At 64.1% G+C, this 26420-nt stretch carries 25 protein-coding genes; 12 read left to right on the top strand and 13 right to left on the bottom strand.

Features of this window, described 5'->3' with window-relative positions:
* The first annotated feature begins 117 nt into the window (after nucleotides 1-117).
* The 4 genes from U1R88_RS26135 to U1R88_RS26120 all read left to right on the top strand — a co-directional run bounded on the left by U1R88_RS26135 (nucleotide 118) and on the right by U1R88_RS26120 (nucleotide 3983).
* A complete protein-coding gene (locus U1R88_RS26135) occupies nucleotides 118-1185 on the top strand; it encodes an ABC transporter ATP-binding protein (protein WP_322433887.1) in 1068 nt (355 codons plus the stop codon).
* Entirely contained in the window at nucleotides 1182-2036 is an 855-nt protein-coding gene (locus U1R88_RS26130) for an ABC transporter permease (protein ID WP_322433886.1), read from the top strand. Before U1R88_RS26135 ends, U1R88_RS26130 begins: the two co-directional genes overlap by 4 nt.
* Nucleotides 2037-2040: 4 nt before the next feature.
* A complete protein-coding gene (locus tag U1R88_RS26125) occupies nucleotides 2041-2835 on the top strand; it encodes an ABC transporter permease (protein ID WP_322433885.1) in 795 nt (264 codons plus the stop codon).
* 95 nt (nucleotides 2836-2930) lie between these two features.
* Complete coding sequence (locus U1R88_RS26120; RefSeq protein WP_322433884.1) at nucleotides 2931-3983, top strand: ABC transporter substrate-binding protein; 1053 nt, start codon at nucleotides 2931-2933, stop codon at nucleotides 3981-3983.
* Between the two features lie 76 nt (nucleotides 3984-4059).
* Here the strand turns inward: U1R88_RS26120 and U1R88_RS26115 are convergent, their stop codons facing one another.
* The 3 genes from U1R88_RS26115 to U1R88_RS26105 all read right to left on the bottom strand — a co-directional run bounded on the left by U1R88_RS26115 (nucleotide 4060) and on the right by U1R88_RS26105 (nucleotide 8290).
* Nucleotides 4060-4767 (bottom strand): DUF899 family protein, encoded by a 708-nt coding sequence (locus U1R88_RS26115; protein ID WP_322433883.1) that lies wholly within the window; start codon nucleotides 4765-4767, stop codon nucleotides 4060-4062.
* A gap of 192 nt (nucleotides 4768-4959) precedes the next feature.
* The gene (gene clpB, locus U1R88_RS26110; RefSeq protein ID WP_322433882.1) at nucleotides 4960-7560 is read right to left on the bottom strand and encodes an ATP-dependent chaperone ClpB; all 2601 of its coding nucleotides are present in this window, start codon (nucleotides 7558-7560) and stop codon (nucleotides 4960-4962) included.
* A gap of 184 nt (nucleotides 7561-7744) precedes the next feature.
* Nucleotides 7745-8290, bottom strand: coding sequence for a cytochrome b (locus tag U1R88_RS26105; protein ID WP_322433881.1), 546 nt, complete (start codon nucleotides 8288-8290; stop codon nucleotides 7745-7747).
* 254 nt (nucleotides 8291-8544) lie between these two features.
* Here U1R88_RS26105 and zwf point away from each other — a divergent pair, with 254 nt between their 5' ends.
* On the top strand, nucleotides 8545-10005 hold the full coding sequence (gene zwf, locus U1R88_RS26100; RefSeq protein ID WP_322433880.1) for a glucose-6-phosphate dehydrogenase: 1461 nt from the start codon (nucleotides 8545-8547) through the stop codon (nucleotides 10003-10005).
* Between the two features lie 193 nt (nucleotides 10006-10198).
* Nucleotides 10199-10969 (top strand): transporter substrate-binding domain-containing protein, encoded by a 771-nt coding sequence (locus tag U1R88_RS26095; RefSeq protein WP_322433879.1) that lies wholly within the window; start codon nucleotides 10199-10201, stop codon nucleotides 10967-10969.
* A gap of 198 nt (nucleotides 10970-11167) precedes the next feature.
* Here the strand turns inward: U1R88_RS26095 and U1R88_RS26090 are convergent, their stop codons facing one another.
* From U1R88_RS26090 to U1R88_RS26075, 4 genes are all read right to left on the bottom strand, one after another.
* Nucleotides 11168-12640, bottom strand: a complete 1473-nt coding sequence (locus U1R88_RS26090) for an N-acyl-D-amino-acid deacylase family protein (protein ID WP_322433878.1) — start codon at nucleotides 12638-12640, stop codon at nucleotides 11168-11170.
* 63 nt (nucleotides 12641-12703) lie between these two features.
* Complete coding sequence (locus U1R88_RS26085; protein WP_322433877.1) at nucleotides 12704-13357, bottom strand: DUF6963 family protein; 654 nt, start codon at nucleotides 13355-13357, stop codon at nucleotides 12704-12706.
* 107 nt (nucleotides 13358-13464) lie between these two features.
* Nucleotides 13465-14361, bottom strand: coding sequence for a fructose bisphosphate aldolase (locus U1R88_RS26080; protein WP_322433876.1), 897 nt, complete (start codon nucleotides 14359-14361; stop codon nucleotides 13465-13467).
* 350 nt (nucleotides 14362-14711) lie between these two features.
* Nucleotides 14712-14906, bottom strand: a complete 195-nt coding sequence (locus tag U1R88_RS26075) for a DUF2735 domain-containing protein (protein WP_068290592.1) — start codon at nucleotides 14904-14906, stop codon at nucleotides 14712-14714.
* A 379-nt stretch (nucleotides 14907-15285) separates the two neighbouring features.
* Between U1R88_RS26075 and U1R88_RS26070 the strand changes: the two genes are divergently transcribed.
* The 4 genes from U1R88_RS26070 to U1R88_RS26055 all read left to right on the top strand — a co-directional run bounded on the left by U1R88_RS26070 (nucleotide 15286) and on the right by U1R88_RS26055 (nucleotide 19122).
* Nucleotides 15286-16320: a glutamine synthetase beta-grasp domain-containing protein gene (locus U1R88_RS26070; RefSeq protein WP_322433875.1), complete on the top strand. Its 1035-nt coding sequence runs from the start codon at nucleotides 15286-15288 to the stop codon at nucleotides 16318-16320.
* A gap of 205 nt (nucleotides 16321-16525) precedes the next feature.
* Complete coding sequence (gene rlmN / locus U1R88_RS26065) at nucleotides 16526-17764, top strand: dual-specificity RNA methyltransferase RlmN (RefSeq protein WP_322433897.1); 1239 nt, start codon at nucleotides 16526-16528, stop codon at nucleotides 17762-17764.
* A gap of 95 nt (nucleotides 17765-17859) precedes the next feature.
* Nucleotides 17860-18360 (top strand): hypothetical protein, encoded by a 501-nt coding sequence (locus U1R88_RS26060; protein WP_322433874.1) that lies wholly within the window; start codon nucleotides 17860-17862, stop codon nucleotides 18358-18360.
* A gap of 198 nt (nucleotides 18361-18558) precedes the next feature.
* Nucleotides 18559-19122 (top strand): invasion associated locus B family protein, encoded by a 564-nt coding sequence (locus tag U1R88_RS26055; protein ID WP_322433873.1) that lies wholly within the window; start codon nucleotides 18559-18561, stop codon nucleotides 19120-19122.
* A 156-nt stretch (nucleotides 19123-19278) separates the two neighbouring features.
* Here U1R88_RS26055 and U1R88_RS26050 read toward each other — a convergent pair whose 3' ends face one another.
* The 3 genes from U1R88_RS26050 to U1R88_RS26040 form a co-directional block, all read right to left on the bottom strand.
* A complete protein-coding gene (locus U1R88_RS26050) occupies nucleotides 19279-19839 on the bottom strand; it encodes a queuosine precursor transporter (RefSeq protein WP_322433872.1) in 561 nt (186 codons plus the stop codon).
* Between the two features lie 108 nt (nucleotides 19840-19947).
* Nucleotides 19948-20571: a DUF1638 domain-containing protein gene (locus tag U1R88_RS26045; RefSeq protein ID WP_322433871.1), complete on the bottom strand. Its 624-nt coding sequence runs from the start codon at nucleotides 20569-20571 to the stop codon at nucleotides 19948-19950.
* An 80-nt stretch (nucleotides 20572-20651) separates the two neighbouring features.
* Nucleotides 20652-21344: a corrinoid protein gene (locus tag U1R88_RS26040; protein WP_068290580.1), complete on the bottom strand. Its 693-nt coding sequence runs from the start codon at nucleotides 21342-21344 to the stop codon at nucleotides 20652-20654.
* Nucleotides 21345-21822: 478 nt separating this feature from the next.
* Between U1R88_RS26040 and U1R88_RS26035 the strand changes: the two genes are divergently transcribed.
* Nucleotides 21823-22503 (top strand): L,D-transpeptidase, encoded by a 681-nt coding sequence (locus U1R88_RS26035; protein ID WP_322433870.1) that lies wholly within the window; start codon nucleotides 21823-21825, stop codon nucleotides 22501-22503.
* A 26-nt stretch (nucleotides 22504-22529) separates the two neighbouring features.
* Here U1R88_RS26035 and U1R88_RS26030 read toward each other — a convergent pair whose 3' ends face one another.
* Entirely contained in the window at nucleotides 22530-23882 is a 1353-nt protein-coding gene (locus tag U1R88_RS26030; protein WP_068290576.1) for an MFS transporter, read from the bottom strand.
* Between the two features lie 205 nt (nucleotides 23883-24087).
* Nucleotides 24088-24729 carry a PadR family transcriptional regulator gene (locus U1R88_RS26025; RefSeq protein ID WP_322433869.1) on the bottom strand — a complete coding sequence of 214 codons (642 nt, stop codon included), beginning with the start codon at nucleotides 24727-24729 and terminating at the stop codon, nucleotides 24088-24090.
* Nucleotides 24730-25008: 279 nt separating this feature from the next.
* Between U1R88_RS26025 and U1R88_RS26020 the strand changes: the two genes are divergently transcribed.
* Nucleotides 25009-25656, top strand: a complete 648-nt coding sequence (locus U1R88_RS26020; RefSeq protein ID WP_322433868.1) for a VOC family protein — start codon at nucleotides 25009-25011, stop codon at nucleotides 25654-25656.
* Between the two features lie 50 nt (nucleotides 25657-25706).
* On the opposite strand, the gene U1R88_RS26015 is transcribed toward U1R88_RS26020, so the two are convergent.
* The gene (locus U1R88_RS26015) at nucleotides 25707-26363 is read right to left on the bottom strand and encodes a DUF1194 domain-containing protein (RefSeq protein ID WP_322433896.1); all 657 of its coding nucleotides are present in this window, start codon (nucleotides 26361-26363) and stop codon (nucleotides 25707-25709) included.
* Nucleotides 26364-26420 lie beyond the last annotated feature (57 nt).

Below are 26420 nucleotides of genomic sequence, written 5' to 3'. Positions count from 1 at the left end.
TAAATAACTCATAATTCTATTCTACGGAATTTAATGTTGACTGCCTAGTCCCCAATGCGTTTCCATCGCCTCGCTTCCGCCAAGGCTGAAGGCCCCAAACGTTCTCTGTGAGGTGAGATGAGTTTCCTGGCCTTGGAATCGCTGTCGAAGCGATACGGCGCGCTGACCGTGGTGAGTGACGTCGGCCTCGAGATCCAGAAGGGCGAGTTCATCTCGCTGCTCGGCCCCTCGGGCTGCGGCAAGACCACGACGCTGCAAATGATCTCAGGGCTGGTGGAGCCCACGAGCGGGCGCATCGTGCTGGACGGTCGGGACATCACGGGCCTTGCGCCCGAGAAGCGCGGTCTTGGCATCGTGTTCCAGAACTACGCTCTCTTTCCGCATATGACGGCTGCCCAGAACGTGGCGTTCGGGCTGGAGATGCGGGGCGTATCGCGACCGGAGCGCGACAAACGCGTCGCCGAGGCCCTCGATCTCGTCCAGCTCGGCGGATTTGCAGAGCGCTATCCGCGCCAGATGTCCGGCGGGCAGCGCCAGCGCGTTGCCATCGCGCGTGCCCTGGTCATCAGGCCTCCGGTGTTGCTGCTGGACGAGCCGCTGTCCAATCTCGACGCCAAACTGCGCGAGGAGATGCAGTTCGAGTTGCGGCGCATCCAGCAGAGCGTGGGAACCACGACCATCATGGTGACCCATGACCAGGCCGAGGCCCTCTCGATCAGCGACCGCGTGGTCGTCATGGAGGCCGGCCGCATGACGCAGGCCGCCCCGCCCTATCGCCTCTATGAGCGCCCGGCCACACCGTTCATTTCAGGCTTCGTGGGCAAGATGAACCGGCTCGAGGCGATCTGGCGCGCCGACGGCGACCTTGGCGTCGCACTGGCAGGCGGAAGCCGACTGCCGGCACAGGCCGGCCATGTCAAGAACGGTGCGACGGTCACCCTGACGATTCGCCCCGAACGCATCCTGCTGGGCAAGCCGGGAGAAGGCGTGGTCGACGGGCGCATTGCCTCGCGCTTCTTCCTCGGCAGTTACTGGCTCTTCAATGTCGATACTCCGGCCGGGCCCCTGACCGTTTCCGTTCCCAACGATGGCCAGGAGCCGGCAGGCACCCATGACACGGTGTCCCTGCGCTGGGATGCCGCCAGCGCCAGGCTGGAAACACCTCTGCCCGGTGCGGCGTCATGACCGGCCGCAAGGGAGCCATCCCCTGGTTGCTCGCAGGCCCGAACCTGTTGCTTTTCACCATGATGGTGATCGTCCCGCTGATCCTCACGGTCACGCTTTCCTTCCGCGTCTACGACTATTCGACCGGGATTGGCGATGCCGTCACCCTCGACAATTATATCAAGGTGATCACCGACCCCTATTATCTCGGAATCTTCTGGCGAACGCTGAAGATAGCCGCGATCACGACGGCGATCTGTGCGCTGATCGGCATGCCCGAGGCCTATATCTTGTCGCGCATGCGCGAGCCCTGGCGCTCCGTCTTCCTCCTCGTCATCATCGGGCCGTTGCTGGTGTCGGTGGTGGTACGGGCCTTTGGCTGGAGCATGCTGCTCGGCCCGACCGGCCTGGTGAACGCCGGCTTGCAGCTGATGGGGTTCGGACCGGTGCGGCTGCTCTACACGGAAACGGCGATCGTCATCGCGCTGGTCCATGTCATGCTGCCCTTCATGGTGATCCCGGTCTGGACCGCGCTGCAGAAGCTCGATCCCATGGTCGAGGCGGCTGCCCGTACTCTCGGCGCCTCGCGCTTCACCAGCTTCCGCCGTATCGTCATGCCGCAGGCGACGATCGGCATCCTTTCCGGCAGCCTGATCGTCTTCGGCCTGTCGGCGAGCGCCTTCGCCATCCCCGGCCTGCTCGGTGGGCGCCGCCTCAAGATGGCGGCGACACTGGTCTATGACGAATATCTCCAGGAGCTGAACTGGCCGCTGGGAGCCACCATCGCCATCGTCGTGCTGGTCGCCAATCTCGCGATCATGGTGACCTACAATCGCATCGTCGAGTCGCGGGCAAGAAAGGCGCTGGGATAGACCGATGGAGAAGAATGGCCCCCTCGCCCTCATCTTCCACACGCTCGTGGTGGCTTTCGTTCTCGCGCCGCTGGTGGTGATCTGCGTCGTCGCCTTCACCCCCGAGAACACCTTGACCCTGCCGACCACCAGCCTGTCCCTGCGCTGGTTCAAGGCCGTATTCGTCCATCCCGACTTCGTCGCCTCGTTCTGGAACAGCATCTGGGTCGCCACGCTCTCGGCCTCGATCGCCGTGGTGCTCTCGGTACCGGCGGGCCTGGCCATCGACCGCTTCGAATTCCCCGGACGCGATGCACTCAATGCGCTGTTCCTGTCGCCGCTGATCATTCCAAGCCTGGTGCTCGGTGTCGCCCTGCTGCGCCTGTTTGCCCTCATTGGCGTACAGGGCAGCTTCGCCTGGCTGGTGCTGAGCCATGCCGTCATCGTCACGCCCTATGTCTTGCGGCTCGTGCTCTCGGCGCTGACCGGTTTCGACCGCAGCGCCGAGCAAGCGGCAAGAACGCTCGGCGCCTCGCAGTGGACGGTATTCCGCCGTGTCACCGCCCCGCTGATCCTGCCGGGCATCACCGGCGGTTGGCTGCTCGCCTTCATCAACAGCTTCGACGAGCTGACGATGTCGATCTTCGTCACCTCCCCGTCGACCGTTACGCTGCCGGTGCGCATGTACATGTACGCTACGGAGTCGATCGACCCGATGATGGCGGCGGTCTCGGCCTTGATGATCGCCCTGACGGCCTGCGCCATGCTGATCCTCGACCGCGCCTTCGGGCTCGACAGGGTGCTGATCGGCAAAGGATGACAATCTTCCAATAAACGGCCCACGCGGGGTGCAGGTCCGCGCCAGGCCGACAACCGAAAACCCACATGGGCCTGCACGTCACGAGAGGGATTGGAATGAACCCGAAATTTCTGACGGGAGCCGCCGCATCGTTCGCCTTGGCCATCGGCGCATCATCCGCCGCACTGGCACAGGACAAGACACTCTATGTCGGCATGAATGGCGGCCCCTACGAGAAGACCTTCACCGAGGCCGTCTTTCCGGATTTCGAGAAGGCCAATGGGGTGAAGATCGTCGTGGTGCCCGGCACCTCGACCGACATCCTGGCCAAGGCGACGGCGTCCAAGGACAACCCGCAGATGCACCTCATCTTCCTCGATGACGGTGTGATGATGCGGGCGATCTCCTCCGGCCTGTGCGAAAAGCTGCAGCCCTCGCCCGAACTGAACGAAATCGCCGCCAGCGCCCGCATCAAGGGCGACATGGCAGCCGGAATCGACATGGGCATGACCGGTATCGGCTACAACAAGAAGATTTTCGACGAGAATGGCTGGCCGGCACCGACCTCCTGGCTCGACCTGGCTGACCCGAAATTCAAGGACAAGCTTGTCTTCCAGTCCGCAGCCACCTCGACCTATGGCCTGCATGCCCTGCTGATGGTCAACCGCATCGAAGGAGGCAACGAAGGCAATGTCGAGCCGGGCTTTGCCAAGGTCAAGCAGGACATCGCCCCGAACGTATTGGAGTTCATTCCCAGCTCGGCCAAATTGTCGGAAATGGTGCAGACGGGCGATGCCGCAATCTTCCCGCTGACGCCGACTGCGATCGGCAATCTGAAGGACAAGGGCCTGCCGGTCGAATATGTCCAGCCCAAGGAAGGCTCGGTGCTGCTGATGATCGCCCAGTGCGTCACCGCCAAGAATTCGGAGCCGGAGCTGTCGCAGAAGCTGGCCGCCTATCTGATGTCGGCGGCAGCGCAGGCAAAGGCTCTGAATGCCGGCAACATCATTCCCTCCAATCCCGGCACCAAGGCTTCCAACCCCGTCGCCCAGTCCAAGCTCGATGCCTTCAACGGCTATATGAAGACCGTCATCACACTCGATTGGGACGCCATCAACGCCAAGCGCCCCGAATGGAACAATCGCTGGAACAAGACCATCGAGCGCTGACATCACCTGCGTCGGACCGGCCGGCCATACCGGACCCGGCGCAGCCGAGCTGGCCTCGCATCACGGTCGCTACCGGTCAATCATAGTCCACCTTCGGATACCAATGCGGATCGCGCCCCTCGGGCGTGGTGTCGAGCACGTTCCAGAGCGGCGTGAAGTCGGGTGCGCCGCGCGGGTCCTGGCCGGGATCGGCGGTCACACCGCCCATCTCGCCGCCCCAGAAATGGCGGATCGAGCCATCCCGCCGGGTAAAGACGTTGTAGCCCGGATAATCCCCGTCCGGGCGCCAGGTCCCGAAATCGCGGCCGAACTCGGCGCTGGTATCGCTGTAGAGCGGCAAATGCCGCCAGCCGCGCTCCCGCTTGAAATCCGTGAGCCGCTCGATCGGGGCGCGCGCGACGACGGCGAGTGCCGCCCGCTGCTGGATATCCTGCGCATTGCCCGCCAGCGCGCCTAGGAGCGCGGTGCACATCGGACACGGCCGTTTACGCTCGGGACCAAACATGTAGTTGTAGACGATCAAGCTCTCATGCCTGCCGAATAGATCTGCGAAACGAACAGGCCCGTTCTCCCCCTCGAAGACATAGTCCTTCGTCACGGGAGCCCCCGGCGGCAACGCACGGCGCATCTCGGCCACGCGTTCGATGTGGCGGCGAAGCTCGATTTCCTCCGCGAGCAAGGCGGTTCGGGCGCGGCGATACTCCTCGCTTTCATTCGGGATCCGGGCCTCGTTCAGGGCAGCCAGTTCGGTGGCGGGTCTCGGCCCGCTCATGGTCGCGGTCATGCGTTTCTCCTCGATTGTCGTCGATGGCGCTACGCTCCAAGGACGTTTCTCAACGCACGGACCCGACAATCGGGTTCCATTTTTGAGCCGGGCGCATAGTTGCCGCGATTCATGTGGTGGCTGTTTCAGCTTCGGCTGCCATAAAAAAGCGGGCCCGAAGGCCCGCTTTCTCGTTTCTCGGCTGATATTTTCTTACGCCGCCCTGGCATTCACCGCCTGGCCGCCGATGACCAGGCCCGAACCGGTCGCCCCGACCTCGATGGTCGAGCCATCCTTCACCTTGCCGGAGAGGATCATCTCGGCCAGTGGATCCTGGACCAGGCGCTGGATCGTGCGCTTGAGCGGGCGCGCGCCATAGGCCGGGTCGTAGCCCTTGTCGGCGAGGTAGGTCCTCGCGGCGTCGTCGAGATGCAGCGTGATCTTGCGCTCGTCGAGCAGCTTCTGCAGCCGGGCCATCTGGATATCGACGATCGCCCCCATCTGCGCCTTCTTCAGGCGGTGGAACAGGATGATCTCGTCGACCCGGTTGAGGAACTCCGGCCGGAAGTGGCTGCGCACCACCGCCATCACCTCCTCGCGCACCTTGTCCGAATCCTCGCCCTCCTTCTGGTTGACCAGATATTCGGCCCCCAGATTGGAGGTCATGATGATCAGGGTGTTGCGGAAGTCGACCGTGCGGCCCTGCCCATCCGTCAGGCGCCCGTCGTCGAGCACCTGCAGGAGAACGTTGAAGACGTCGGGATGGGCCTTCTCGATCTCGTCGAACAGCACGACCTGATAGGGCCGGCGCCGCACGGCTTCGGTCAGCGCACCACCCTCGTCATAGCCGACATAGCCCGGAGGCGCGCCGATGAGCCTGCTCACCGAATGCTTCTCCATATATTCGGACATGTCGATACGGGTCATCGCCGTGTCGTCGTCGAACATGAAGGCGGCAAGCGCCTTCACCAGCTCCGTCTTGCCGACGCCCGTGGGGCCCAGGAAGATGAAGGAACCGATCGGCCGGTTGGGATCCTGCAGGCCGGCCCGGGCGCGCCGGACCGCGGTCGAAACCGCCTGCACGGCTTCACCCTGGCCGACCACACGGGTCGCCAGCACGTCCTCCATGCGCAGGAGCTTGTCCTTCTCGCCCTCCAGCATCTTGTCGACGGGCACGCCCGTCCAGCGCGAGACCACTTGCGCGACATGGTCGGCCGTCACGGCCTCCTCGACCATGCCGACCTTGCCTTCGGACGCCTCGACCTCCTCCAGCTCCTTTTCGAGCTTGGGAATGATGCCATAGGTCAATTCGCCCGCGCGCTGGTACTCGCCGCGGCGCTGGGCCTCGGCCAGTTCGTTCTTGGCCTTGTCGAGCTGGCCCTTGAGATCGGCGGCGCGGCCGAGCTTGTCCTTCTCCGACTTCCAGCGCTGGGTAAGCTCGGACGAACGCTCTTCCAGATCGGCCAGCTCCTTTTCGAGCTTGGTGAGGCGATCCTTGGAGGCGTCGTCGTTCTCGCGCTTGAGGGCTTCCTGCTCGATCTTGAGTTGGACGATGCGCCGGTCGAGCTCGTCGAGCTCCTCGGGCTTGGAATCCACCTGCATGCGCAGCCGCGAGCCGGCCTCGTCGACGAGGTCGATCGCCTTGTCCGGCAGGAAACGATCGGTGATGTAGCGATTGGAGAGCGTCGCCGCCGCCACGATCGCGCTGTCGGTAATGCGCACCTTGTGGTGCTGCTCATACTTCTCCTTCAGGCCGCGCAGGATGGAGATGGTGTCCTCCACCGTGGGCTCCTCGACGAAGACGGGCTGGAAGCGCCGCGCCAGGGCCGGGTCCTTCTCGACATGCTTGCGATATTCGTCGAGCGTGGTGGCACCGACGCAATGCAGTTCGCCGCGCGCAAGGGCAGGCTTCAGGAGGTTGGAAGCGTCCATCGCCCCCTCGCCCTTGCCTGCGCCGACCAGCGTGTGCATCTCGTCGATGAACAGGATGATCTCGCCGTTCGCTGAGGTCACCTCGTTCAGGACGGCCTTCAGGCGCTCCTCGAACTCGCCGCGATATTTGGCACCGGCGATCAGCGCGCCCATGTCGAGCGCCAGCAAGGCCTTGTCCTTGAGGCTCTCGGGTACGTCGCCATTGACGATGCGCAGCGCCAGGCCCTCGACGATCGCCGTCTTGCCGACGCCGGGCTCGCCGATCAGCACCGGGTTGTTCTTGGTGCGCCGCGACAGCACCTGGATGGTGCGCCGAATCTCCTCGTCGCGGCCGATCACCGGGTCGAGCTTGCCCTCGCGGGCATCGGCGGTGAGGTCGCGGGCATATTTCTTCAGAGCGTCATAGGCGTTCTCCGCCGTGGCGCTGTCGGCGGTGCGGCCCTTGCGCAGGGCCTCGATCGCCTTGTTGAGGTTCTGGGGCGTCACGCCGGCAGCCGCGAGCGCCTTGCCGGCCTCGGTATCCTTCTCGACGGCGAGCGCCAGCAACAGCCGCTCGACCGTGACGAAGCTGTCGGAAGCCTTGTCGGCCGCCTTCTCAGCCGCCTCGAACACGCGGGCGAGCCCCGGCGTCAGATAGACCTGGCCGGCGCCCGTGCCCTGCACCTTGGGCAGCTTCTTGATCGCGGCCTCGACAGCATTCAGCGCCTGGCGCGAATTACCGCCGGAACGATCGATGAGACCCGCCGCCAATCCCTCGGGATCGTCGAGCAGGACTTTCAGGAGATGTTCGGGAGCGAACTGCTGATGTCCCTCGCGCAAAGCGAGCGACTGCGCCGACTGCACGAAGCCTCTGGCCCGTTCGGTATAGCGTTCAAAATTCATTCTATGTCCCTTCCAGCACGCCCGGGGACCCGTAGCATCGTCCAGGCGCCATACAGATTTGCGAACCCCGCAGGCATTCGCTGAGAATGATGTGGGGAGCCGGAACGAAGCTACAAGGGGTATCGAAACAAGAGTCTGAGCCAGATCAAGGAAGAAGCCAAGAAGTCAGTATCACCGCCTCGATTTACCGCGCCGAACGGCGGGGAAGCATGCGTGTCAGCACATCGTCACCCCGGACATAATGGTGCCAGAGCGCTGCAACGGCATGGAGGCCGGCCACGACCAGGATCCCATCCGCGCACAGCTCATGCAGTTCCTTGACCTGATGCGCCAGATCGCGATCGGGGGTCATGGGGGCAGGTATGGTGAACAGGCCGAAAAAGGTCAGGGCATCGCCGCGCAGCCAGGTGAGAGTGATGCCGAGGCCGACGATCCCGATCATCAGAGCATAGAGGAGGAAATGGGCTCCCTTCGCCGCCGCGATTTCCATGCCCGACATGGTCGAGGGCAAGGGCGGGGTGCCGAGCGCCAGTCGGGCGAGGAGACGGGCGGCGATCAAGGCCGTAAGCAGGAGGCCCAGCGAGATATGGCTCCACCAGGACAGATCCCGGATCGGGTCCCCCTTAGCGAAGAACGCTTCATTATAGGTGAGGCCATAACAGGCAAGCACCAGCAGGAAGATCGCCCAGTGCAGGGCTTTCTGAACGGGGCGGTAGGACGCGGAGGGCATGTTCGGACTCCAGATTGGATTAATTCTAATCTGCGCAAGACTGCGGCGACGATATGACATCGACCGCGCCAGGCCAATTAATTCTGCGCCGCCCATTTTTTCCTGCCGCCCTTGATCATCACTCCCGTCTATGCCCCAATACCCGCCTCGAACCGGTATGGGGCTCGGCGATGGCGGCTTCAGGCAAGGACGGGCCTGGATCGGCCCGCAGCGCGCCACGCCGGCGCGGTGCAAAACCAATGGGAACGAGACCCTTGATCAAGAATTCTTCGCGCGTCGGCCCGGGCAAGCCGCAGGTGGTGGTGCTGGTGGGCGCCACGGGCGACCTGTCCCGCCGTAAGCTCATCCCCGGCCTCTTCCATCTCGCCAGCGCCGGCTTCATCCCGGGCTGCCGCATCATCGGCGTCTCGCTCGATGACATCGATGCCGATGGCTTCCGCTCCATCGCACGCGAAGCGCTCGACAAGTTTTCCACCCGCAAGGTCTCCCAGGCCGATTGGGAAGCTTTTGCTGCCAGCCTCGATTATGTGCCGATCAGTGCCGGCGCCGGCCCGGTCAAGGAGGCTGTGGCACGGGCCGAGGCGGAACTCGGCCCCGAAGCCCGCCGCGTGCATTATCTGTCCGTGCCGCCCAACGCGGCGCTCTCGGCCGTGCAGATGCTGTCGGAGGCGGGCCTCGTCGACCGCTGCCGTATCATCATGGAAAAGCCTTTCGGCACGGATCTGGCCAGCGCGGTCGCCCTCAACGCCCGCCTGCACGAGGTCTTCCACGAGAGCCAGATCTTCCGCATCGACCACTTCCTCGGCAAGGAGCCGGCCCAGAACATCCTGGCCTTCCGCTTCGCCAACGGCCTGTTCGAGCCGATCTGGAACCGCAATTTCATCGACCACGTCCAGATCGACGTGCCGGAGACCCTGGGCCTCGGCACCCGCGCCGCTTTCTACGAATCCACCGGCGCCTATCGCGACATGGTGGTGACGCACCTGTTTCAGATCCTGGCTTTCATGGCGATGGAGCCGCCGACCGCGCTGGAGCCGCAACCGATCTCTGAGGAGAAGAACAAGGTGTTCCGCTCCATGGTGCCGCTCGATCCGCGCGAGGTCGTGCGCGGGCAATATATCGGCTATCGCGAGGAGCCGGGCGTCGATCCCGAAAGCGACACCGAGACCTTCATCGCCCTCAAATGCGCCATCGACAATTGGCGCTGGGCCGGCGTGCCCTTCTATCTGCGCACCGGCAAGCGCCTCGCCGAGGGCCAGCGCATCATCTCCATCGCATTCCGCGAACCGCCCAAGAGCATGTTCCCGGCGGGATCGGGCGTGGGCGCGCAGGGCCCCGACCATCTCACCTTCGACCTCGCCGATGCCTCCAAGGTCTCGCTGTCCTTCTACGGCAAGCGCCCTGGCCCGGGCTTCCGGCTCGACAAGCTCTCGCTGCAATTCGCCCTCAGCGAGACGGGCCTGATCGGCGACGTGCTGGAAGCCTATGAGCGCCTGATCCTCGACGCCATGCGCGGCGACCACACGCTGTTCACCACGGCGGAGGGCATCGAGCGGCTCTGGGAAGTCTCCCAGCCTTTGTTGGAGAACCCGCCGCCGGTGCGCCTCTACGACCAGGGCAGCTGGGGGCCGAAGTCGATCCACCAGCTCATCGCCCCCAATGCCTGGCGCCTGCCCTTCGAGCGGGTATGGCGGAAATCGCCGGAGAAGGAATAGGCATCGGGCAGCACGCCCGGCACCATCGCGAAGCTGATCCACCCGACACCGGCAAACTGCCGGGTTACGCCGTCCTTCCGTCGATTGACCTTGTCGGACGAATACGCTCTGTTGCCCGCGCGCCGGGCCTTTGCTCCCGGCCCAATCCGAAAAAACGCCGACAGGGCGGGAGCCGAGGGAGGACATTGGGTCCATGAAGAGTTTCAAGATCAGTTTTCTGGCGGGTGCGGCTTTACTGGCTGGCCTGGCGGCGGCCCATGCCGACCCCGTCAAGATCAGCGTCTCGGCCGAGCCGATCCCACCTTTCTTCTCGCTGGACGGGCAGGGCAACTGGCAGGGCTTCCTGCCCGACTATGCCAAGGCCGTGTGCAAGGAGGCCAAGCTCGACTGCGTGGTGGTCGCCACTGCCTGGGACGGCATCATGCCGGCCCTGCTCGCCAAGAAGATCGACGTGATCTGGGCCGGCATGTCGATCACGCCCGAGCGGCAGAAGCAGATCGCCTTCACCATCCCGATCTACAACACGCCGGTTGAATTCATCGGCAACAAGGAAGACAAGTTCGAATTCGTGCCCGGTGGCCTCAAGGGCAAGGCTGTCGGCGTGCAGACCAGCACCATCCATGCCCAGTATGTGCAGAAGGCCTATCCGGAGGCCGAAATCCGCAACTATGCCACGCTCGATGCCGCCATGGCTGACCTGGCCGCCGGGCGCGTCGAGCTGGTGCTGGGCGACGCCGATTCCGTCGGTCCCTTCCTGGAAGGCAAGGACGGCGCCTGCTGCGATTCCAAGGGTTTTCCCAAGGATCCCTTGTTCGAGGGCGGCATCGGCGGCGGCCTGCGCAAGGAGGACACCGAGCTGAAGGCCAAGCTCGATGCCGGCATCAAGGCGGTCTATGCCAGCGGCGAATTCAAGCAGATCGCCGGGAAATATTTCAAATACGATATCGGCATGCCGCCCAAGTGAGGGATAGTAGCCTTCTCCCCTTGCGGGTATCGTCCACTCCACTTGGAGTGGACTGGGTGCCCCGAAGGGGCGGATGAGGGGAGACACGCTCCCTCTGCCAAGTATGTGCCTGCACCCCTCATCCGTCGTTGCTGCGCAATGCCACCTTCTCCCGCAAGGGGAGAAGGTTTGTCGCGCCTCACCCGGCCTGGTTGTCTCTCACGCAAACGCGGCCGTGAAATTCTTCACCGCCAGGTCGCGGTTGCGCAGTACCTTGCCCGCGCGGGGGCCGGTGGCCCTGCCCTCGCTCCAGGCCAGGCTGCCATTGACATAGACCGAGCGGATGCCGGCCGAAAGCTCGGTGGGATCGTCGAACGTCGCCTTGTCCAGGATGGTCCTGGGGTCGAACAGCACGAGATCGGCAAAGGCACCTGTGCGGAGCACGCCGCGCTGAGCCAGGCCGAAGCGGGCCGCGGGCAGCGCCGTCATGCGGCGCACCGCCTCCTCCATGCCGAACAGGCCGATATCGCGGGCGTAATGGCCGAGCACCCGCGGAAAGGTGCCCCACAGCCGGGGATGCGGGCGCACATCGTGCGGCAGCCCGTCCGATCCCACCATGGTGAGCGGGAATTGCAGCACGCGCCGCACATCCTCCTCGTCCATGGTGAAATAGACGGCACCGGCCGGCTGCAGCTTCGCCACCGCCTCCTCCCTGGAGACGCCGAGCTCGCGGGCGATGACGTCAAGCGTCTTGCCGGCGAGATCGGGGCGTGCCTTCGACCAGGTGATCAGGATGCGCTCGACCTGGCCCGCCCGCTTGGCCTCCAGCACGGTGGAAGAGGCCGCATAGGGATAGACGTCGAGCGTGACGGGCTGCTCACGTGCCCGCTTCTCGATGATCGGCAGGGAGACGCGGGTGCGGCCGTGGTTCTGCGGGTCGGTCGCCTTGTGATGGGAGAGCACCACGGGGACGTCGGCCTCGCGCCCGATGGCGAAGGCCTCCTCCATGGCGTCCAGCAGATGATCTGCCTCGTCGCGCAGATGGGTGGTGTAGAGGGCCGAATATTTGGCCAACGGCTCGGCCACGGCGATCACCTCGGCGGTCGAGGCGGCACTCGCGGGCTGGTAATAGAGCCCGGTGGACAGGCCGATGGCGCCATCCGCCAGCGCCTGGTCGAGCAAATCGCGCATGCGAGCGCATTCTGCTTTGGTGGCCGGGCGGTCTAGCCGGTCCATGGTGGCAAGCCGGAGCGTGGTATGGCCGACCAGGCAGGTGACGTTCACCGTGGTTCCCGCCGCCTCCACCGCTTCGAAATAATCGGCGAAGCGCTCGAACAATTCGTGCTCGCTCTTGGCGATCAGGTCGAGCGGCGGCACCACCTCGCCCTTCGCCTGCAGCGGGGCGAGGCTGATGCCGCAATTGCCCACCACCACCGTGGTCACGCCCTGGCTGAGCTTGGCCGTCATGTCGGTGGCGATCACCGCGCGGTCGTCATGGGTATGCACGTCGATGAAGCCGGGCGCGAGGGCGAGCCCGGAAGCATCGATCTCGGCGCTGGCGCGGTGCGGCAAGCGCTCGCCGACGGCGACGATACGCTCGCCGGTGACGGCGACATCAGCCTGGCGTGGCGCGGCGCCGGTGCCGTCGAAGATCCTCGCCTGCCGGAAGATCAGGTCGCAGGTGGCAGTCATGGTCGAGTCCTTGGGCAGAATGCGAGCCGGTGTGCCGGCCTCTCATTCCGCTATAGCCCGCCCCTATGATTCGTACCCGGCCAATACCGCCGCAGCCCGCCGCGCGGCACTCTCGGCAAGCCCTTCTGCCGGTTCTATCGAATTGTGCAGCAAGGCAAGGCCATAACGCCCGTCCGTGGCAAGAACATGAGCCCGGCCGCGATCCGTACGCTCGCGCACCCGTTCGCTGTCTTCCAATCCGATGGCATGGGGCGTCACAGCGATCAGGCCGGCATCGACCCGTGGATTGGCTTGGAGCACCATGCGCACGGCTTCGTCGGGATGGACGCCCCTTTCGATCAGCGACAGCGCCTCCCTGTTCACCGGAACATCCGAGGCACCCGCTATATTGGGCAGCCGGTGGCCGGTGACGAAACCCCTGCGGCTGACGACAAGAAACTGGGTGAGCGGCTCCGGACGATCAGGCCCGCTGGTAATCACCGCCGCCAGCGGCGAGGCCATCATCCAGGCCAGATCCGGGCGGGTGGACCATTGGGCCCGAATGGTCTCGAGCCCGCCGCGCTGACACTCCAGGCCGACCGGCTCGCCATCCGGCGCCAGGGCGTAGAACACCGCAAAGCCGTGCAGGTCGCCCTTGCCGAGCCTTTCCGCCTCGGCCCAGGCCGCCCAGACCGCCCGGCCCGCTTCGGCCCCGAAGGCAGCAATGCCGATCGTCACGTCTTGAACTCCTCGATCGCAACCAAGAACGGGTCCCTAAACGAAGCCGGCCGCGAGCCGGGCGTCCTGCCCCGCTCGCGGCCGATCGTTTCAAGCGTCCCGGAGGGTCAGGCCTTGACCACGCTCGCCGTGTAGATCTCGCCGATGGTCTTGGCGAGGCTGGCGTCGAATTCCGCATCGCTCATCGAGACGCGCAGATCTTCCGTGAGGGCGCGCGAGAAGGAGGCGATCATGCCATGGTTGTGGCTGAGCTTCTCGCAGGCATCGGCGCGGGTGTAGCCGCCCGAAAGCGCCACCACGCGGGAAACCGCCTTGTGGTCGACCAGAGGCTTGTAGAAATCGGCCACGGTGGGGATGGTGAGCTTGAGCATAACCTGCTGGCCCGCCGGCAGGGCGTCGAGTTCCCTGGCGATCTCGTCGCGCAGGATGGCTTCGGCTTCCTGCTTGGTCGGGCTCTTGATCGAGACTTCCGGCTCGATGATGGGGACGAGGCCATGGCCGAGGATCTGCTTGCCAACCTCGAACTGCTGCTTGACGACGGCAGCAACGCCGGTCTTGTCGGCATTGGCGATCACCGAGCGCATCTTGGTGCCGAAGACACCCTTCTTCACCGCGCGCGAGAGCAGGGCGTCGAGTTCGGGCATCGGCTTCATCACCTGGGCGCCGTTCTCTTCCGCCGCCAGGCCCTTGTCGACCTTGAGGAACGGCACCACGCCACGGTCTTCCCACAGATAGGTCGGCACCGGCTTGCCCTTGGCATCGCCGTCCATGGTCTTCTCGAACAGAATGGCGCCGATCACCTTGTCGCCGGAAAAAGCGGGAGCCGTCATGATGCGCACGCGCATTTCATGCATCAGGCGGAACATCTCTTCGTCGCCGCTATAGCTGGTTTCGGCGATGCCATAGAGACGCAGGGCGCCGGGGGTGGAACCACCGCTCTGATCGAGGGCGGCGATGAAGCCATCCTTTCCGGTCATCTGTGACATCATCTTGGCGTCTGCCATGCTGGTCTCCCTGTTGCGGGCCGGTGCGCAGCGCGCCCGGCCTCCACGGTTGCCTAGAACAAAGCGCGTTTAGACGAAAACGCTCCTTCGCTCTAGCTCATTGTTTCCAAGCCAATCCAACCGATTGGCTGGAGCGTCCTTGCGATTGCCGGCGATTGCGCCAAATCACCAAACGCATGCTCTTCGAGTCAGCGCGAGTATCGGCATGCCGGAAGAGTGAAGCAAGGGGCTGGACAGTGAAAAGCTTTCGCAGGGAAGCGGGAAATAGGGATCCGGACACCTTCCGGCCCTGACACGAGCACGGGGGTTCGACAACCGTCAGCCACAGCGTTTTTTGCCTGTCGGTACCGTCAGCGCTTGCGCGGATCGCCCGCATCGCGAATGGCGGCCTGGTGATACCAGGCGCCGTCTATGTCGACGGGCGGCAAGGGCTGGGTCTCGCGCGAGGAAAGCCGTGTCTCGTCGCGCCCGAGGCTGGATCCCATGCGCGGCCGTGCAGGGAACAGGTAGATCTTGGCGGTCTCTTGCCGGGTACTCGCAGTCATGCTCGTCTCCCTTGTCTGGTGCACCCCGGGGAGGCGACCAAACCAGGATCGAGTCTTAGCACAGCTGTCCGCGCCTTCCTATCATTTGCCCGCTTTGCAGGCAGCGTTTGCCTAAACTATGTGCATTCGAGGCTACGCCAGGACACTGCGCAGGAAGGCAGCACTCCCGGCAATGACAGCTCATGCCCCATTCTTCCGTCGATGGCGCGGAAAGACGCGGATTTAACCACATCCGGGCCGATGGGATGGCCATCCTCTGCGACAAAAGCGCCGCACCCCTGCGCGCTGGCACGCTTCCTGCTTATTGCACTGCAACCGGCGGCGGTCCGGTGCGAACCGGCTGCCGTCCATTCTATTCACATTAGCGAGTATCCTGAGAATGACGAAGTACAAGCTCGAGTATGTCTGGCTCGACGGTTACCGGCCGACCGCCAACCTGCGCGGCAAGACCATGGTCCGCGAATTCGACACCTTCCCCACGCTCGAGCAGCTGCCGCTCTGGGGTTTCGATGGTTCCTCGACCAAGCAGGCCGAAGGATCCAGCTCCGATTGCGTGCTCAAGCCGATCCGCGTCGTCCCCGATCCCGAGCGCCTGAACGGCGCCGTCGTGCTCTGCGAAGTGATGATGCCCGACGGTGTCACCCCGCATGTCTCCAACACCCGCGCCACCATTCTCGACGACGATGGTGCCTGGTTCGGCTTCGAGCAGGAATATTTCTTCTACAAGGACGGCCGCCCGCTCGGCTTCCCCGAGCACGGCTTCCCGGCCCCGCAGGGCCCCTATTACACCGGCGTCGGCTACAAGAATGTCGGCAACATCGCCCGCGAGATCGTCGAGAAGCATCTCGACATCTGCCTGACCGCCGGCCTCAATCATGAAGGCATCAATGCCGAGGTCGCCAAGGGCCAGTGGGAATTCCAGATCTTCGGCAAGGGCTCCCGTGCCGCCGCCGATGAGATGTGGCTCGCCCGCTACTTCCTGCTCCGCCTGACCGAGAAATACTCGATCGACATCGAATGGCATTGCAAGCCGCTCGGCGACACCGACTGGAACGGCTCGGGCATGCATTGCAACTTCTCGACCACTCATATGCGGGAAGTCGGCGGCAAGGCCTATTTCGAGGCGCTGATGGCAGCGTTTGCGGCCAACAAGGAAGCTCATATCGCCGTCTACGGCCCGGACAATCATCTGCGCCTCACCGGCAAGCACGAGACCGCCTCGATCGACACCTTCTCCTGGGGCGTGGCCGACCGCGGCGCCTCGATCCGCGTGCCACACTCCTTCGTGCGCAACGATTACAAGGGTTATCTGGAGGACCGCCGTCCCAACTCCCAGGCCGACCCCTATGAGATCGCCTCTCAGGTGCTCAAGACCATCGCTTCCGTCTCGACCGCGGTGAAGGCCGCGGCCTGAGCCCGAACGGTTTCCGACGAAACGGCGCGGATCGAAAGATCCGCGCCGTTTTGCATGCTGCATCCGGATGAAGCCAGCGCGCGCCCACCATGCATCTTTGCCGGTCGCCCTTTCGGGCTGGCTGTGCTATAGCCCCGGCCAACATCAGGAATTTTGCATGTCGGCCCCTTCGCTCGAACAGGCAGCGAACCCTCAGGCCATTCCCATGGGAATGGCCGATACCGTTGCCGCCCCACAAGCCCTCTCCGCCAAGCCCTCCCTCGCCGGGATGGATCGCGCCGCCCTGACCGAGGCTCTCACCGCCGTGGGCGTGCCCGCCGGCGAGGTGAAGATGCGCGTCAACCAGCTGTCGCACTGGCTCTATGTGCGCGGCGCCAGCCGTTTCGATGCCATGACCAACGTGTCCAAGCATCTGCGCGCCCTGCTGGAGCAGTCCTATACGCTCGACCGCCCGGAGATCATCGCCGAGCAGGTCTCGGCCGACGGTACGCGCAAATGGCTGATGCGCATGCCCTCCACCGGTCCGGCCGACAAGGGCGCCGAGATCGAGACCGTCTACATCCCCGACGAAAAGCGCGGCACGCTCTGCGTTTCCTCGCAGGTCGGCTGCACGCTCAACTGCTCCTTCTGCCACACCGGCACGCAGAAGCTGGTGCGCAACCTCACCACGGCCGAAATCGTGGCCCAGCTCCTGGTCGCGCGCGACCGGCTTGGCGACTGGCCGGGCCAGGAGGCGCCGGAAGGCGCGATCGTGCCGCGCGATGGCGGGCGCTTCGTCTCCAATGTCGTGATGATGGGCATGGGCGAGCCGCTCTACAATTACGACAATGTCGCCGCCGCCCTGAAGGTGATGTCCGACCAGGACGGCCTGTGCCTGTCGCGCCGGCGCATCACGCTCTCCACCTCCGGCGTGGTGCCGATGCTCGGCCCGCTGGGCGATGACATCAATCCCGCACTCGCCATCTCGCTGCACGCTACCAACGACAATCTGCGCAACGAGCTGGTGCCGCTGAACAAGAAATATCCGATCGCCGAACTCCTGGATGCCTGCCGCAACTATGCGGGCCTGTCCAACGCCCGCCGCATCACCTTCGAATATGTCATGCTCAAGGGCGTCAATGACAGCCCGGCCGAGGCACGCGCCCTGGTCAAGCTGCTCAAGGGCATTCCGGCGAAGATCAACCTGATCCCCTTCAATCCCTGGCCCGGCACCTTCTATGAATGCTCGGACTGGGAGACGATCGAGGCCTTCTCCGACATCGTCTTCAACGCCGGCTATGCCTCGCCCATCCGCACGCCGCGCGGGCGCGACATTCTCGCAGCCTGCGGCCAGCTCAAGAGCGAGAGCCAGAAGATGCGGGCCCGCGAGCGCCTTGCCATCGAGGCCGATGCCATGAAGAAACTGGCGGTGGAGGCCTTCTACGCTCACGGCGTGGAAGAGTAGTCCCCCTGGGACCGCAGGCGCCTCGCCTGCTCTTCTTCTCCTGCCCGCGCAATGTTTCCAGGTGCAGACGAGACGCCTGCGGTTCCAGAAAGCTCATGTCCTCTCCCCCACCCGCCCCCAACCGCCCGCGCAGCGTCATCGGCTTCGTCGACCGTCTGGTGCTGGTGGCCTTCGCCGCCATCCTGGCCGCCATCGCCGCGTTGGTGGTCGGCGTGATGGGCCTCGCCAATCACGATTTCGGCCAGGAACTCACCGCCACCGCCGAATTATTGGGCCTGAAGGCCCTGGCGACGCTGCTCGACGGCACGGCGGTGGAGGATATCGGTGCGATGATCCAGCAGGCCGCAACTGCTGCCTTGGCGATCTGGCTCGCCCCGATCGCGCTGGTCGCGGTGATCGGCGAAACCATGGGCAAGGCGAGCTGGATGTTCTACGCCGTGGGCATGGCGCTCGCCTTCGCGGTGGCACCGATGGTGATGAGCCTGAACATCCTCGCCATCATGCTGCTTTACCGCGCCTTGCTGGGCCTCCTTGCCATCGGCATCGTCGCCGGCACGGTCTACTGGCTGGTCGCCGGCCGGAGCGCCGTGGGTTGAGCGGAGCCGGGATTGCACGCCATGGTTCTTTTGGCCCGATTTAACCATTTACTCACCGCGTCCGCGTAGGCTTCGAGCCGTTCCGGTCGAACTTTCGCCGGAATCCCTGTCTTTCGTCGCAGTTGCGCGAGGCGCTCCGATTCACGATGATCGGCGCCACCGCTTCCTGCCCTCTTATTCGGGATCGATCGAGCCAGCATGATGTCCTCAACCCTTCGCATCGCGCTCATCGCCACCGCCGTCGTCGCATTCACCGGTTCGGCTCTGGCAGCACCTCGCAAACCCAAGGCCGAAGCGCCGCCCCCGGCTGCCGCGGCCGGCGCTCAACCGACGCCGCTCGGCCAGTTCGGCGATTGGCAGGCCTTCCAGAACGGCACGGCCAAGGGCAAGTCCTGCTTTGCCATCACCAGCCCGAAGGACCGCAAGCCTGCGCGGCTGAAGCGCGACCCGGCCACGCTCTTCATCACCCGCCGCCCGGGCGAGGGTGTGAAGAACGAGCTGAGCATGATCACCGGCTTCGGCATGAAGGATGGCGGCGACGCCACCCTGAAGGTCGGCCGCTCCTCCTATACGCTCTACACGAAGGGCAGCAATGCCTGGGTGAAGAACGCCGCAGAGGAAGGCACCGTGGTCAATACCATGCGCAAGAGCCGCGAGGCGGTCTTCACCGGCGCCTCCAAGCGCGGCAACAAGACCACCGACCGCTATTCGCTCGACGGCCTGCCGCAGGCCCTCGACGCCATCACCAAGGGCTGCCCGTAAGATTTGGAGCGCGGACATCTCAGCGACATTAAGGAATGTCGCGATGTCCGCTCTTGAAGCATAGAACTCGCAAAAAGGGCGCAGCCAGATCAAGCCGCGCCCATTCCTTGTAGGTTCTCTATTTCCAAGAGCGGACAGGATGTCCGCGCTCCTAAACTACACCGTCTTGGCAGCGAGCCTGTCGCGGAAGACGAGATAGCCGTAAACAGGCATCACCACGAAAACCATGGCGATCTTGATGGCATAGTCGGCAATGCCGAGGCTGACCCAGGGCACGTCCGTGCCGACGAAGGCGATCACCCAGAACAGCACGCTGTCGACTGTCGAGGCCAGGATGTTGGAGATGGACGGCGGCACCCACCAGGCATGCTGGCGGAAGCGGTTGAAGACCTGCGCATCCACCATCTGGCCGGAGATGAAGGCGACGCCGCTGGCGATGGCGATGCGCGGATCCGCCGCCACGAAGGAGACGATCACCGCGATCACGAAGGAGGCCATCACCACCTTGCGCGTCATTTCCACGCCATGGCGCCGATTGCACAGATCCGTGATGAAGAAGGCGACCGGGAAGATGAAGGCGCCCCAGGTCAGGAAATCGGACGTGCCCGGCACGACATATTGCACGCCCCAGTTGGCGGCGGCCACGATCACGGCGTGGGCCAGCACGTAGGACCAGCGCAGGCCGGCGAAGAAAGAGAAAGACGAAGAGCTGCTCACGGCGTCATACCCAGCGAAAACACGGAAATTGCGGGCTGGCATACAGCAAAAGCCGGATCAGGCCTACCCATAAAACAGCATGGCGGGCCTTCGGCGCATTCGCTCTCGTCACGCCGCCGTGTCACGTGGCTTCACGAAGGGCTCGATGCCGGAAAGGCCCGTGTAATGAATTTGCAAGGGCAGGCCGAGACGAGCGGCCGCAGCGGCAGCTTTCTTCTCCAGCGCCTTGTCCGGGATCTGCACCAGGAACATCACCCGCTTGTAATGGCCGAAATACATCGGCAGCAATTGCGGATGGACGTCGAGCTTCAGGCCCTTGACCACGAAGCGGTCGAAATGGCGCACCAGGAAATCGGTAAGGTAGAAGGTGCCGATCTCCTCCTCCTGCATGCGGTCGAAAACGTCCGCGCCGGCAAAGAAGGAATAGCAATGCGGCCCTTCGATGCGCTCGACGCCCTCCTCCTTGAGGACCTCGTCGAGCAGGCCACCAGTGCCGCAATCGCCGTAGAGCACCAGGATCTCGTCATATTTGGCACGGTTGGCGCGGATCTTGCGGCGAATGCCGTCCGGGATCTTCTGCGGATAATTGTGCCAGATCGCCGGCAGGCAGGTAACCTCCATATGGTCCCAGCCATTGGCCGTCTTCACCGCCAGGAATTCGCGCGCCAGCGCCCCGCAGGCAATCACCAGCGTCGAGCGGGGTGCGTCTGTCTGTTTCGAAGGACTGGTCATCGCCCACTCCCCGAGGTCGGTTCCCGCCGTCCATCGGGCGGAACGGCGTCATGCCGCCCCGCATGGATCCGTCGTCAGGCTCAGCCCGCCATGCCCTGGCGCTTGCCGATCAGCGACTTGGCCATCTCCACCGCAATGGCGGCGTCGCGGCAATAGGCATCGGCGCCCACGGCTTCCGAGAAGGCCTCGTTCAGCGGCGCGCCACCGACCAGCACGATGTAGTCGGAGCGGATGCCCTTCTCCTTCATCGTGTCGATCACGACCTTCATATAGGGCATGGTCGTGGTGAGCAAAGCCGACATGCCGAGAATTTCGGGCTGGTGCTTCTCCAGCGCCTCGAGATAATTCTCGACCGGGTTGTTGATGCCGAGGTCGATCACCTCGAAGCCGGCGCCTTCCATCATCATGGTGACGAGGTTCTTGCCGATGTCGTGGATGTCGCCCTTGACGGTGCCGATCACCATCTTGCCGACCTTGGGGGCGCCGGTCTCGGCCAAGAGCGGGCGCAGCACGTTCATGCCGGCCTTCATCGAATTGGCGGACATCAGCACTTCCGGCACGAACAGGATGCCGTCGCGGAAGTCGACACCGACGATGCGCATGCCCTCGACCAGGGCCTTGGTGAGCACGTCATAGGGCGTCCAGCCGCGCTTGAGCAGGATATTGACGCCCTCGACGATCTCGTCGGCCAGGCCGTCATAGAGGTCGTCGTGCATCTGCTCGACGAGCTCGTCATCGGGGAGTGCGTTGAGATCGAGATCGCCGTCGGACATGACTTGCTGTTCCTGCACTGGGTGAAGCACGGATTACTATAGAACGCTTCTTAATGCGAGGTAGCCTGACAGGGGCGCCTTACGCTGTCGCACCGGGGACATCGTATATTCAATCTGCGACAACAGCTCAAAAGAGCGATAGCTGCCAGGCAGCGGGAACCCGATTTCGGGGGCCGATCTTATCCACAATCCGGCTCCCGCAAACCGAGCCCGCTATTGGCTCGGCCGGCTCGTCCGAGCTTATGGGTCCGGCCCCCTCGGCAAGAGCGCTCATTTGCCCCACCGCCTGCCGTCCCCGCGCATTTGCGACTCCCGCCGAGTCCATCTATTCGCGGAGCGCTTCGGCAAAACGTTGGCGTCCGACGTCGGTATTGGCTTGCGTGAACGTTGCAGGAAATAGTAGGCCTACCTAACGGAATGTCGTGGCGCCGGCCTTTGGCGTGATTTCGATACTGATGGCTGTTCGGAAAAGGTTGTGATGCCCGGTTTATCTCGTCGTGTCTTTGTTTTCGGTGCTCCTTTGCTGCTCGCCGGCTGCGCCTCCTCGCGTGCCACCATCGGCTCCCTGTTCGATAGATCCAGCGACAGCGGCTTCAACTATCGCGAGATCTATGCCGGCGGCACGGAGAACGGCCATGACTATCCGCCCATCAATCTGAAAGCGATCGATCCCAAATATTTGCGGCGCGTCGTGGTCGCCCCAGCCGGCGAGAAGCCCGGCAGCATCATCGTCGATCCCGACAATCGTTTTCTCTACCATGTCCATGACGACGGCACCGCCACCCGTTATGGCGTTGGTGTCGGCCGCGAAGGTTTTGGCTGGAGTGGCAAGGCCACCATCCGGCGCAAGGCGGAATGGCCGCGCTGGACGCCGCCGCCGAAGATGGTCAAGCGCGATCCGCTGGCCGCCAAATTCGCCGGCGGCATGGAGGGCGGCGTCGAAAACCCGCTCGGGGCCCGCGCCATGTATCTCTACCAGGGCGACCGCGACACGCTCTATCGCCTGCACGGCACCAACGATCCGACCTCGATCGGCAAGTCGATGTCGTCGGGCTGCATCCGCCTGCTCAACCAGGACATCATGGCCCTCTATCACAACACCCCGGTGGGCGTGCGGGTGGTGGTGCGGCCTTCCCACGGCGGTACCGAGGCGAGCTGACACGGGCGCTGAGCCCGCAATCGTCCTCAGCCCGGCTTGCGCAGCCCGCTCGACACGGCTCCGACCAGCGCGAGGCCCGCACCGATCCAGGCGATCAATTCGGTCTGTCCCTGCGCGACCAGGCTGAAGATGACGGCCGCGACGGCTGCACCCATCGACTGGCCGAGCAGCCGGCCGGTCGATTGCAGGCCGCTGGCCCCGCCGCTGCGCTCGCGCGGCGCGCTGGTGATGATGATGCGGTTGTTGGGCGACTGGAACAGGCCGAAGCCGAAACCGCACAAAGCAAGCCGCCAGACGATATCGAAGCTGTCGGGCCGCTCGCCCATGCTGGCGACGGCCGCCAGCCCCGCCGCCAACAGGCAGAGCCCGGCAATGCCGAGCTTCTCGGGCGATATCCGATCGGACAGCCGGCCCGAGATGGGAGCGATCAGCGCCGTCATCAGCGGCCAGGGCGTCATCAGGAATCCCGTGGCCGCCTCGGAATGGCCGAGCGTGCGCTGCAGGAAAAAGGGCAGCGCCACATAGGCCATGCTCTGTGACGCGAAGGAGCAGATCGAGGTCGCCATCGACAGCGAGAAGACCGGCCGCCGCAAGAGATCGACCGGCAGCATCGGCACCGGCTGCTTCACCGATCGCCGGACCAAGATGAGGGCCGCCACCGCGGCCCCGCCAATCATCGCGAGCGCGATCGGCATGGTTCCGGTATCGCCGAGGCCATCGAGCCCAGCGATCAGCAGGCCGAAGGCGAAAGCATTGAGGACAGCGCTGATCCAGTCGAAGCGATGCCCGGATGCCGGCGTCTGCGGCAAGGCCCGGGCTGCGACGAAGAGGGCGATGAGGCCGATCGGTACGTTGACCAGGAACAGCCATTGCCAGTTCGCCACGGTCAGGATGGCCGAGGCCACGCTGGGCCCCGCCGCCGACGACACCGCCACCACCAGCGCCGTGTAGCCGACACCCGAGCCCAGGGAGGCCTTGGGGAAGATATAGCGCACCAGGGCGATGTTGACGCTCATGATGCCGGCACCGCCGAGTCCCTGCACCGCCCGCGCCAGCGCCAGCACCGGCAGCGACGAGGCCTGGGCACAGGCAAAGGAGGCCGCGGTGAACACGGCCAGACCCGCCCAGTAGACGCGCTTGTAGCCGATGATGTCACCGAGCGAGGATAGGGGCAGCAGCGAGATGGTGACCGCGAGCTGATAGGCGGTAACCACCCAGATCGATTCCGCCGGGGAGACCGCGAGTTCGCCCGCGATCGAAGGCAAGGCGACATTGACGATGGCACTGTCGAGCACCGCCATGGTCAGCGCCATGGCAATGGTTAGGAAGGCCAGGAAGCGTTGGGGAATGGGCAAGCCATCCATGGTGGCGGCGTTCATCAAATACTCACAACCGATGAGAGCCGATGGTATCGGTGTCGTCGGGACAATGAATTGGAAAAAATCACCGGAAACGGCAAACAGGGCGCCGCAACGGCACCCTGTTTTTACGCGTTCTGGATCACCGGAGAAGTGCCAGCTTTATCCTAGTATTAAAACCAACAGGATCCGCGATCCTGCAAGGTTTCCTGGAGGAGGATGGCCGTCAGCCCTGGCCGCCGACGATGTCGCGGGCGGCCTTTTCGATGATGGCGCGGATCCGCTCGGCCTCGGCCTGCGTCCAGGGACCACGATGCATCTGCAAAGCGTGCCGGAACGTATGCAAGGCCTCGCGCACCATCTCCGGCGTGGAACGGGCGGAGAAGGCGCTGGCAGCAAGATCCATGCGGGCCATCACGCCGTCGACCGCATCGCGGTTCTCGGCAAGGAAGGCCTCGCCTTCGGGGGTAATGGTGTAGAGCTTCTTGGTGCCGTCCGAGGCCTCGTTGCGGATATGGTCCTGCTCTTCCAGCAGGGTCAGCGTGGGATAGACCGCGCCGGGGCTCGGAGCGTAGGCGCCGCCGAACTTTTCCTCGATGGCGCGGATCAGTTCATAGCCATGACGCGGTTTCTCGGCGATCAGCGCCAGGATGACCAGGCGCAAATCGCCATGGCCGAAGACGCGGCCACGACCGCCAAAACCACGACCGAAGAAATCGCCGGCGCCATCGCCTTCGAAACCGCCGCGCCCCCAGCGCCCGCCACGGCCCGGAGCACATTCCTGCTGCCCCTCGCGGCCCCAGCCGCGAAAACCGCCACGGCCCCAGAACTCGCCGCGTCCGCGGCCCTCATGATGTCGTCCAAACATTCGATATACCTTTCGTTCTATCTTTAAGATGGATCTTAAGATATATCGAAAGATAGATTACGCAAGAGCCTTTCTGAAAATTCTGCTGCGGCGACGGAGATGATGGGAGACAGACGAGACAGGGGCCATTGTGGCGCGTGGACAGGGTGTTCCTCCCCGCAACGCTGCGATGATTGACAGCGAAGGCCCCCTGCAGCACTCTTTCGGCGCTGCGTAGGGTGCACCGACGGACTGTCGGAAGGGCAATGCCCGCCTACAATCGAAAACACGATTGCGCCCATGCCGAACCTGGAAAACCTCAGGAAGCAGGCCAAGCAATATCTGCGTTGGCATCGCGAGCACTGTCACCCGGTCGCCGCCGAGATCCGGGCTGCCTTGCCGCGCTTCCACGGCCTCGACGATCATCAGATATTGAGGGCGAATTTCCAGCTTGCCGATGCCCTGGAACTCGTCGCTCGCCAGTCAGGCTTCGTGGGATGGGAGGCGCTCAAGACAGGAGCCTCGACCATGACGGATATCCCCGCACCGCCCCTGCCGGAACCCTTTTTGAGCTCGGCCGCGGCCCAGCTCATCGTCACCGACATCAAGACCTCCTGCGACTTCTTCACCACCAGGCTCGGCTTCAGCATCGACTTCGTCCATGGCAATCCGCCCTTCTACGGGCAGGTCAGCCGCGACAGAGCTCTGCTGGCCCTCAGATTGGTGTGCGAGCCGGTCTATCTCGGCGATGTCAGGCAGCGCGAGCATCTACTCTCCGCCGCCATCACGGTCGACAGCGCCGCCGAGATCAAGCAGCTTTTCCTGAATTTTCAGGCCACAGGCGTGGTCTTCCACCAGCCGCTCAGAAAAGAGCCGTGGGGCGCCAGGACCTTCATCGTCCTGGATCCCGACGGCAACCTGATCCTGTTCGCCGGCCCGGCCGGGTAAAACGCAACGCCTGGCCGGAACTGCCCGGGCTACATGGTCGGCAAGGACACTCAGTTGGCCGCTATCTCGCGCAGCAATTTTGACTTGATCGATCTCAGCACATTGGTCCTGTCGTCCACTTTCAGGAGAAAGGCCCCGGGGCCGCCGATGACGTGATCGCGGTAATAGATATCCGCCGGCACCTCGCCGAGCCGGCGAGGGTCGACCCAGGTCGGCATAGGCAGGCCGTTGATGGTAATGCCTCGCAGAATTGCGACGTCGCGAGCACGGTCAGGCGCCTCGCCCCTATTGTTCTCGCCATTGCCCGAGATATCGATCACCCGACGCAGGGCAGCGAAATCATTCTCCTCGATCATCCTCGTCCCGAGCCGGATCACGCCGGTGATATAGGTGGTGCCGGCCGAGCGTTTCGCCGAGCCGGCCGTGATGTGGGATGCAAAGCGCTCGGCATCCGCCCTGTTCCGGAGCAAGGTCCATGGCACCACCACGCGCTGCCCATCCGACCATTCGACATAGCTGGCTGCAATCCGGCCCAAGGGCCCGGTGGAGAGAGCCGCAACGACCTCGGGATCCCGAAAGGCCTGCGCATAACCATCGGTCTGCACGGACAGATTCTCGTCTGACATCGAAAAGGAAATATCCGCAGCAAGAACCAGCTCGAGATCGACGGCGAGTTGCCCCGCAGACGAAGGCGGCGCCCACGGCATCGTCACTGCGACCAGGAAAAGCAGCAAGTTCCGCATAAGGGCCCCTCGTTGGGGTCA

Origin of the sequence: Labrys sedimenti (assembly GCF_034424805.1) — a bacterium.
Classification (GTDB): Bacteria; Pseudomonadota; Alphaproteobacteria; order Rhizobiales; family Labraceae; genus Labrys; species Labrys sedimenti.
The sequence above is the reverse complement of the archived record's forward strand: the minus strand, read 5'-3'. Positions and strand labels throughout refer to the sequence as shown.

What these genes read in the sequence shown, in the direction of transcription:
- U1R88_RS26135 (WP_322433887.1), top strand. Translation starts at nt 118, where the DNA reads ATGAGTTTCCTGGCCTTGGAATCGCTGTCGAAGCGATACGGCGCGCTG.
- U1R88_RS26130 (WP_322433886.1), top strand. Translation starts at nt 1,182, where the DNA reads ATGACCGGCCGCAAGGGAGCCATCCCCTGGTTGCTCGCAGGCCCGAAC.
- U1R88_RS26125 (WP_322433885.1), top strand. Translation starts at nt 2,041, where the DNA reads ATGGAGAAGAATGGCCCCCTCGCCCTCATCTTCCACACGCTCGTGGTG.
- U1R88_RS26120 (WP_322433884.1), top strand. Translation starts at nt 2,931, where the DNA reads ATGAACCCGAAATTTCTGACGGGAGCCGCCGCATCGTTCGCCTTGGCC.
- U1R88_RS26115 (WP_322433883.1), bottom strand. Translation starts at nt 4,767, where the DNA reads ATGACCGCGACCATGAGCGGGCCGAGACCCGCCACCGAACTGGCTGCC.
- clpB (WP_322433882.1), bottom strand. Translation starts at nt 7,560, where the DNA reads ATGAATTTTGAACGCTATACCGAACGGGCCAGAGGCTTCGTGCAGTCG.
- U1R88_RS26105 (WP_322433881.1), bottom strand. Translation starts at nt 8,290, where the DNA reads ATGCCCTCCGCGTCCTACCGCCCCGTTCAGAAAGCCCTGCACTGGGCG.
- U1R88_RS26095 (WP_322433879.1), top strand. Translation starts at nt 10,199, where the DNA reads ATGAAGAGTTTCAAGATCAGTTTTCTGGCGGGTGCGGCTTTACTGGCT.
- U1R88_RS26090 (WP_322433878.1), bottom strand. Translation starts at nt 12,640, where the DNA reads ATGACTGCCACCTGCGACCTGATCTTCCGGCAGGCGAGGATCTTCGAC.
- U1R88_RS26080 (WP_322433876.1), bottom strand. Translation starts at nt 14,361, where the DNA reads ATGGCAGACGCCAAGATGATGTCACAGATGACCGGAAAGGATGGCTTC.
- U1R88_RS26075 (WP_068290592.1), bottom strand. Translation starts at nt 14,906, where the DNA reads ATGACTGCGAGTACCCGGCAAGAGACCGCCAAGATCTACCTGTTCCCT.
- U1R88_RS26070 (WP_322433875.1), top strand. Translation starts at nt 15,286, where the DNA reads ATGACGAAGTACAAGCTCGAGTATGTCTGGCTCGACGGTTACCGGCCG.
- rlmN (WP_322433897.1), top strand. Translation starts at nt 16,526, where the DNA reads ATGGGAATGGCCGATACCGTTGCCGCCCCACAAGCCCTCTCCGCCAAG.
- U1R88_RS26060 (WP_322433874.1), top strand. Translation starts at nt 17,860, where the DNA reads ATGTCCTCTCCCCCACCCGCCCCCAACCGCCCGCGCAGCGTCATCGGC.
- U1R88_RS26055 (WP_322433873.1), top strand. Translation starts at nt 18,559, where the DNA reads ATGATGTCCTCAACCCTTCGCATCGCGCTCATCGCCACCGCCGTCGTC.
- U1R88_RS26045 (WP_322433871.1), bottom strand. Translation starts at nt 20,571, where the DNA reads ATGACCAGTCCTTCGAAACAGACAGACGCACCCCGCTCGACGCTGGTG.
- U1R88_RS26040 (WP_068290580.1), bottom strand. Translation starts at nt 21,344, where the DNA reads ATGTCCGACGGCGATCTCGATCTCAACGCACTCCCCGATGACGAGCTC.
- U1R88_RS26035 (WP_322433870.1), top strand. Translation starts at nt 21,823, where the DNA reads ATGCCCGGTTTATCTCGTCGTGTCTTTGTTTTCGGTGCTCCTTTGCTG.
- U1R88_RS26030 (WP_068290576.1), bottom strand. Translation starts at nt 23,882, where the DNA reads ATGAACGCCGCCACCATGGATGGCTTGCCCATTCCCCAACGCTTCCTG.
- U1R88_RS26025 (WP_322433869.1), bottom strand. Translation starts at nt 24,729, where the DNA reads ATGTTTGGACGACATCATGAGGGCCGCGGACGCGGCGAGTTCTGGGGC.
- U1R88_RS26020 (WP_322433868.1), top strand. Translation starts at nt 25,009, where the DNA reads ATGCCGAACCTGGAAAACCTCAGGAAGCAGGCCAAGCAATATCTGCGT.
- U1R88_RS26015 (WP_322433896.1), bottom strand. Translation starts at nt 26,363, where the DNA reads ATGCCGTGGGCGCCGCCTTCGTCTGCGGGGCAACTCGCCGTCGATCTC.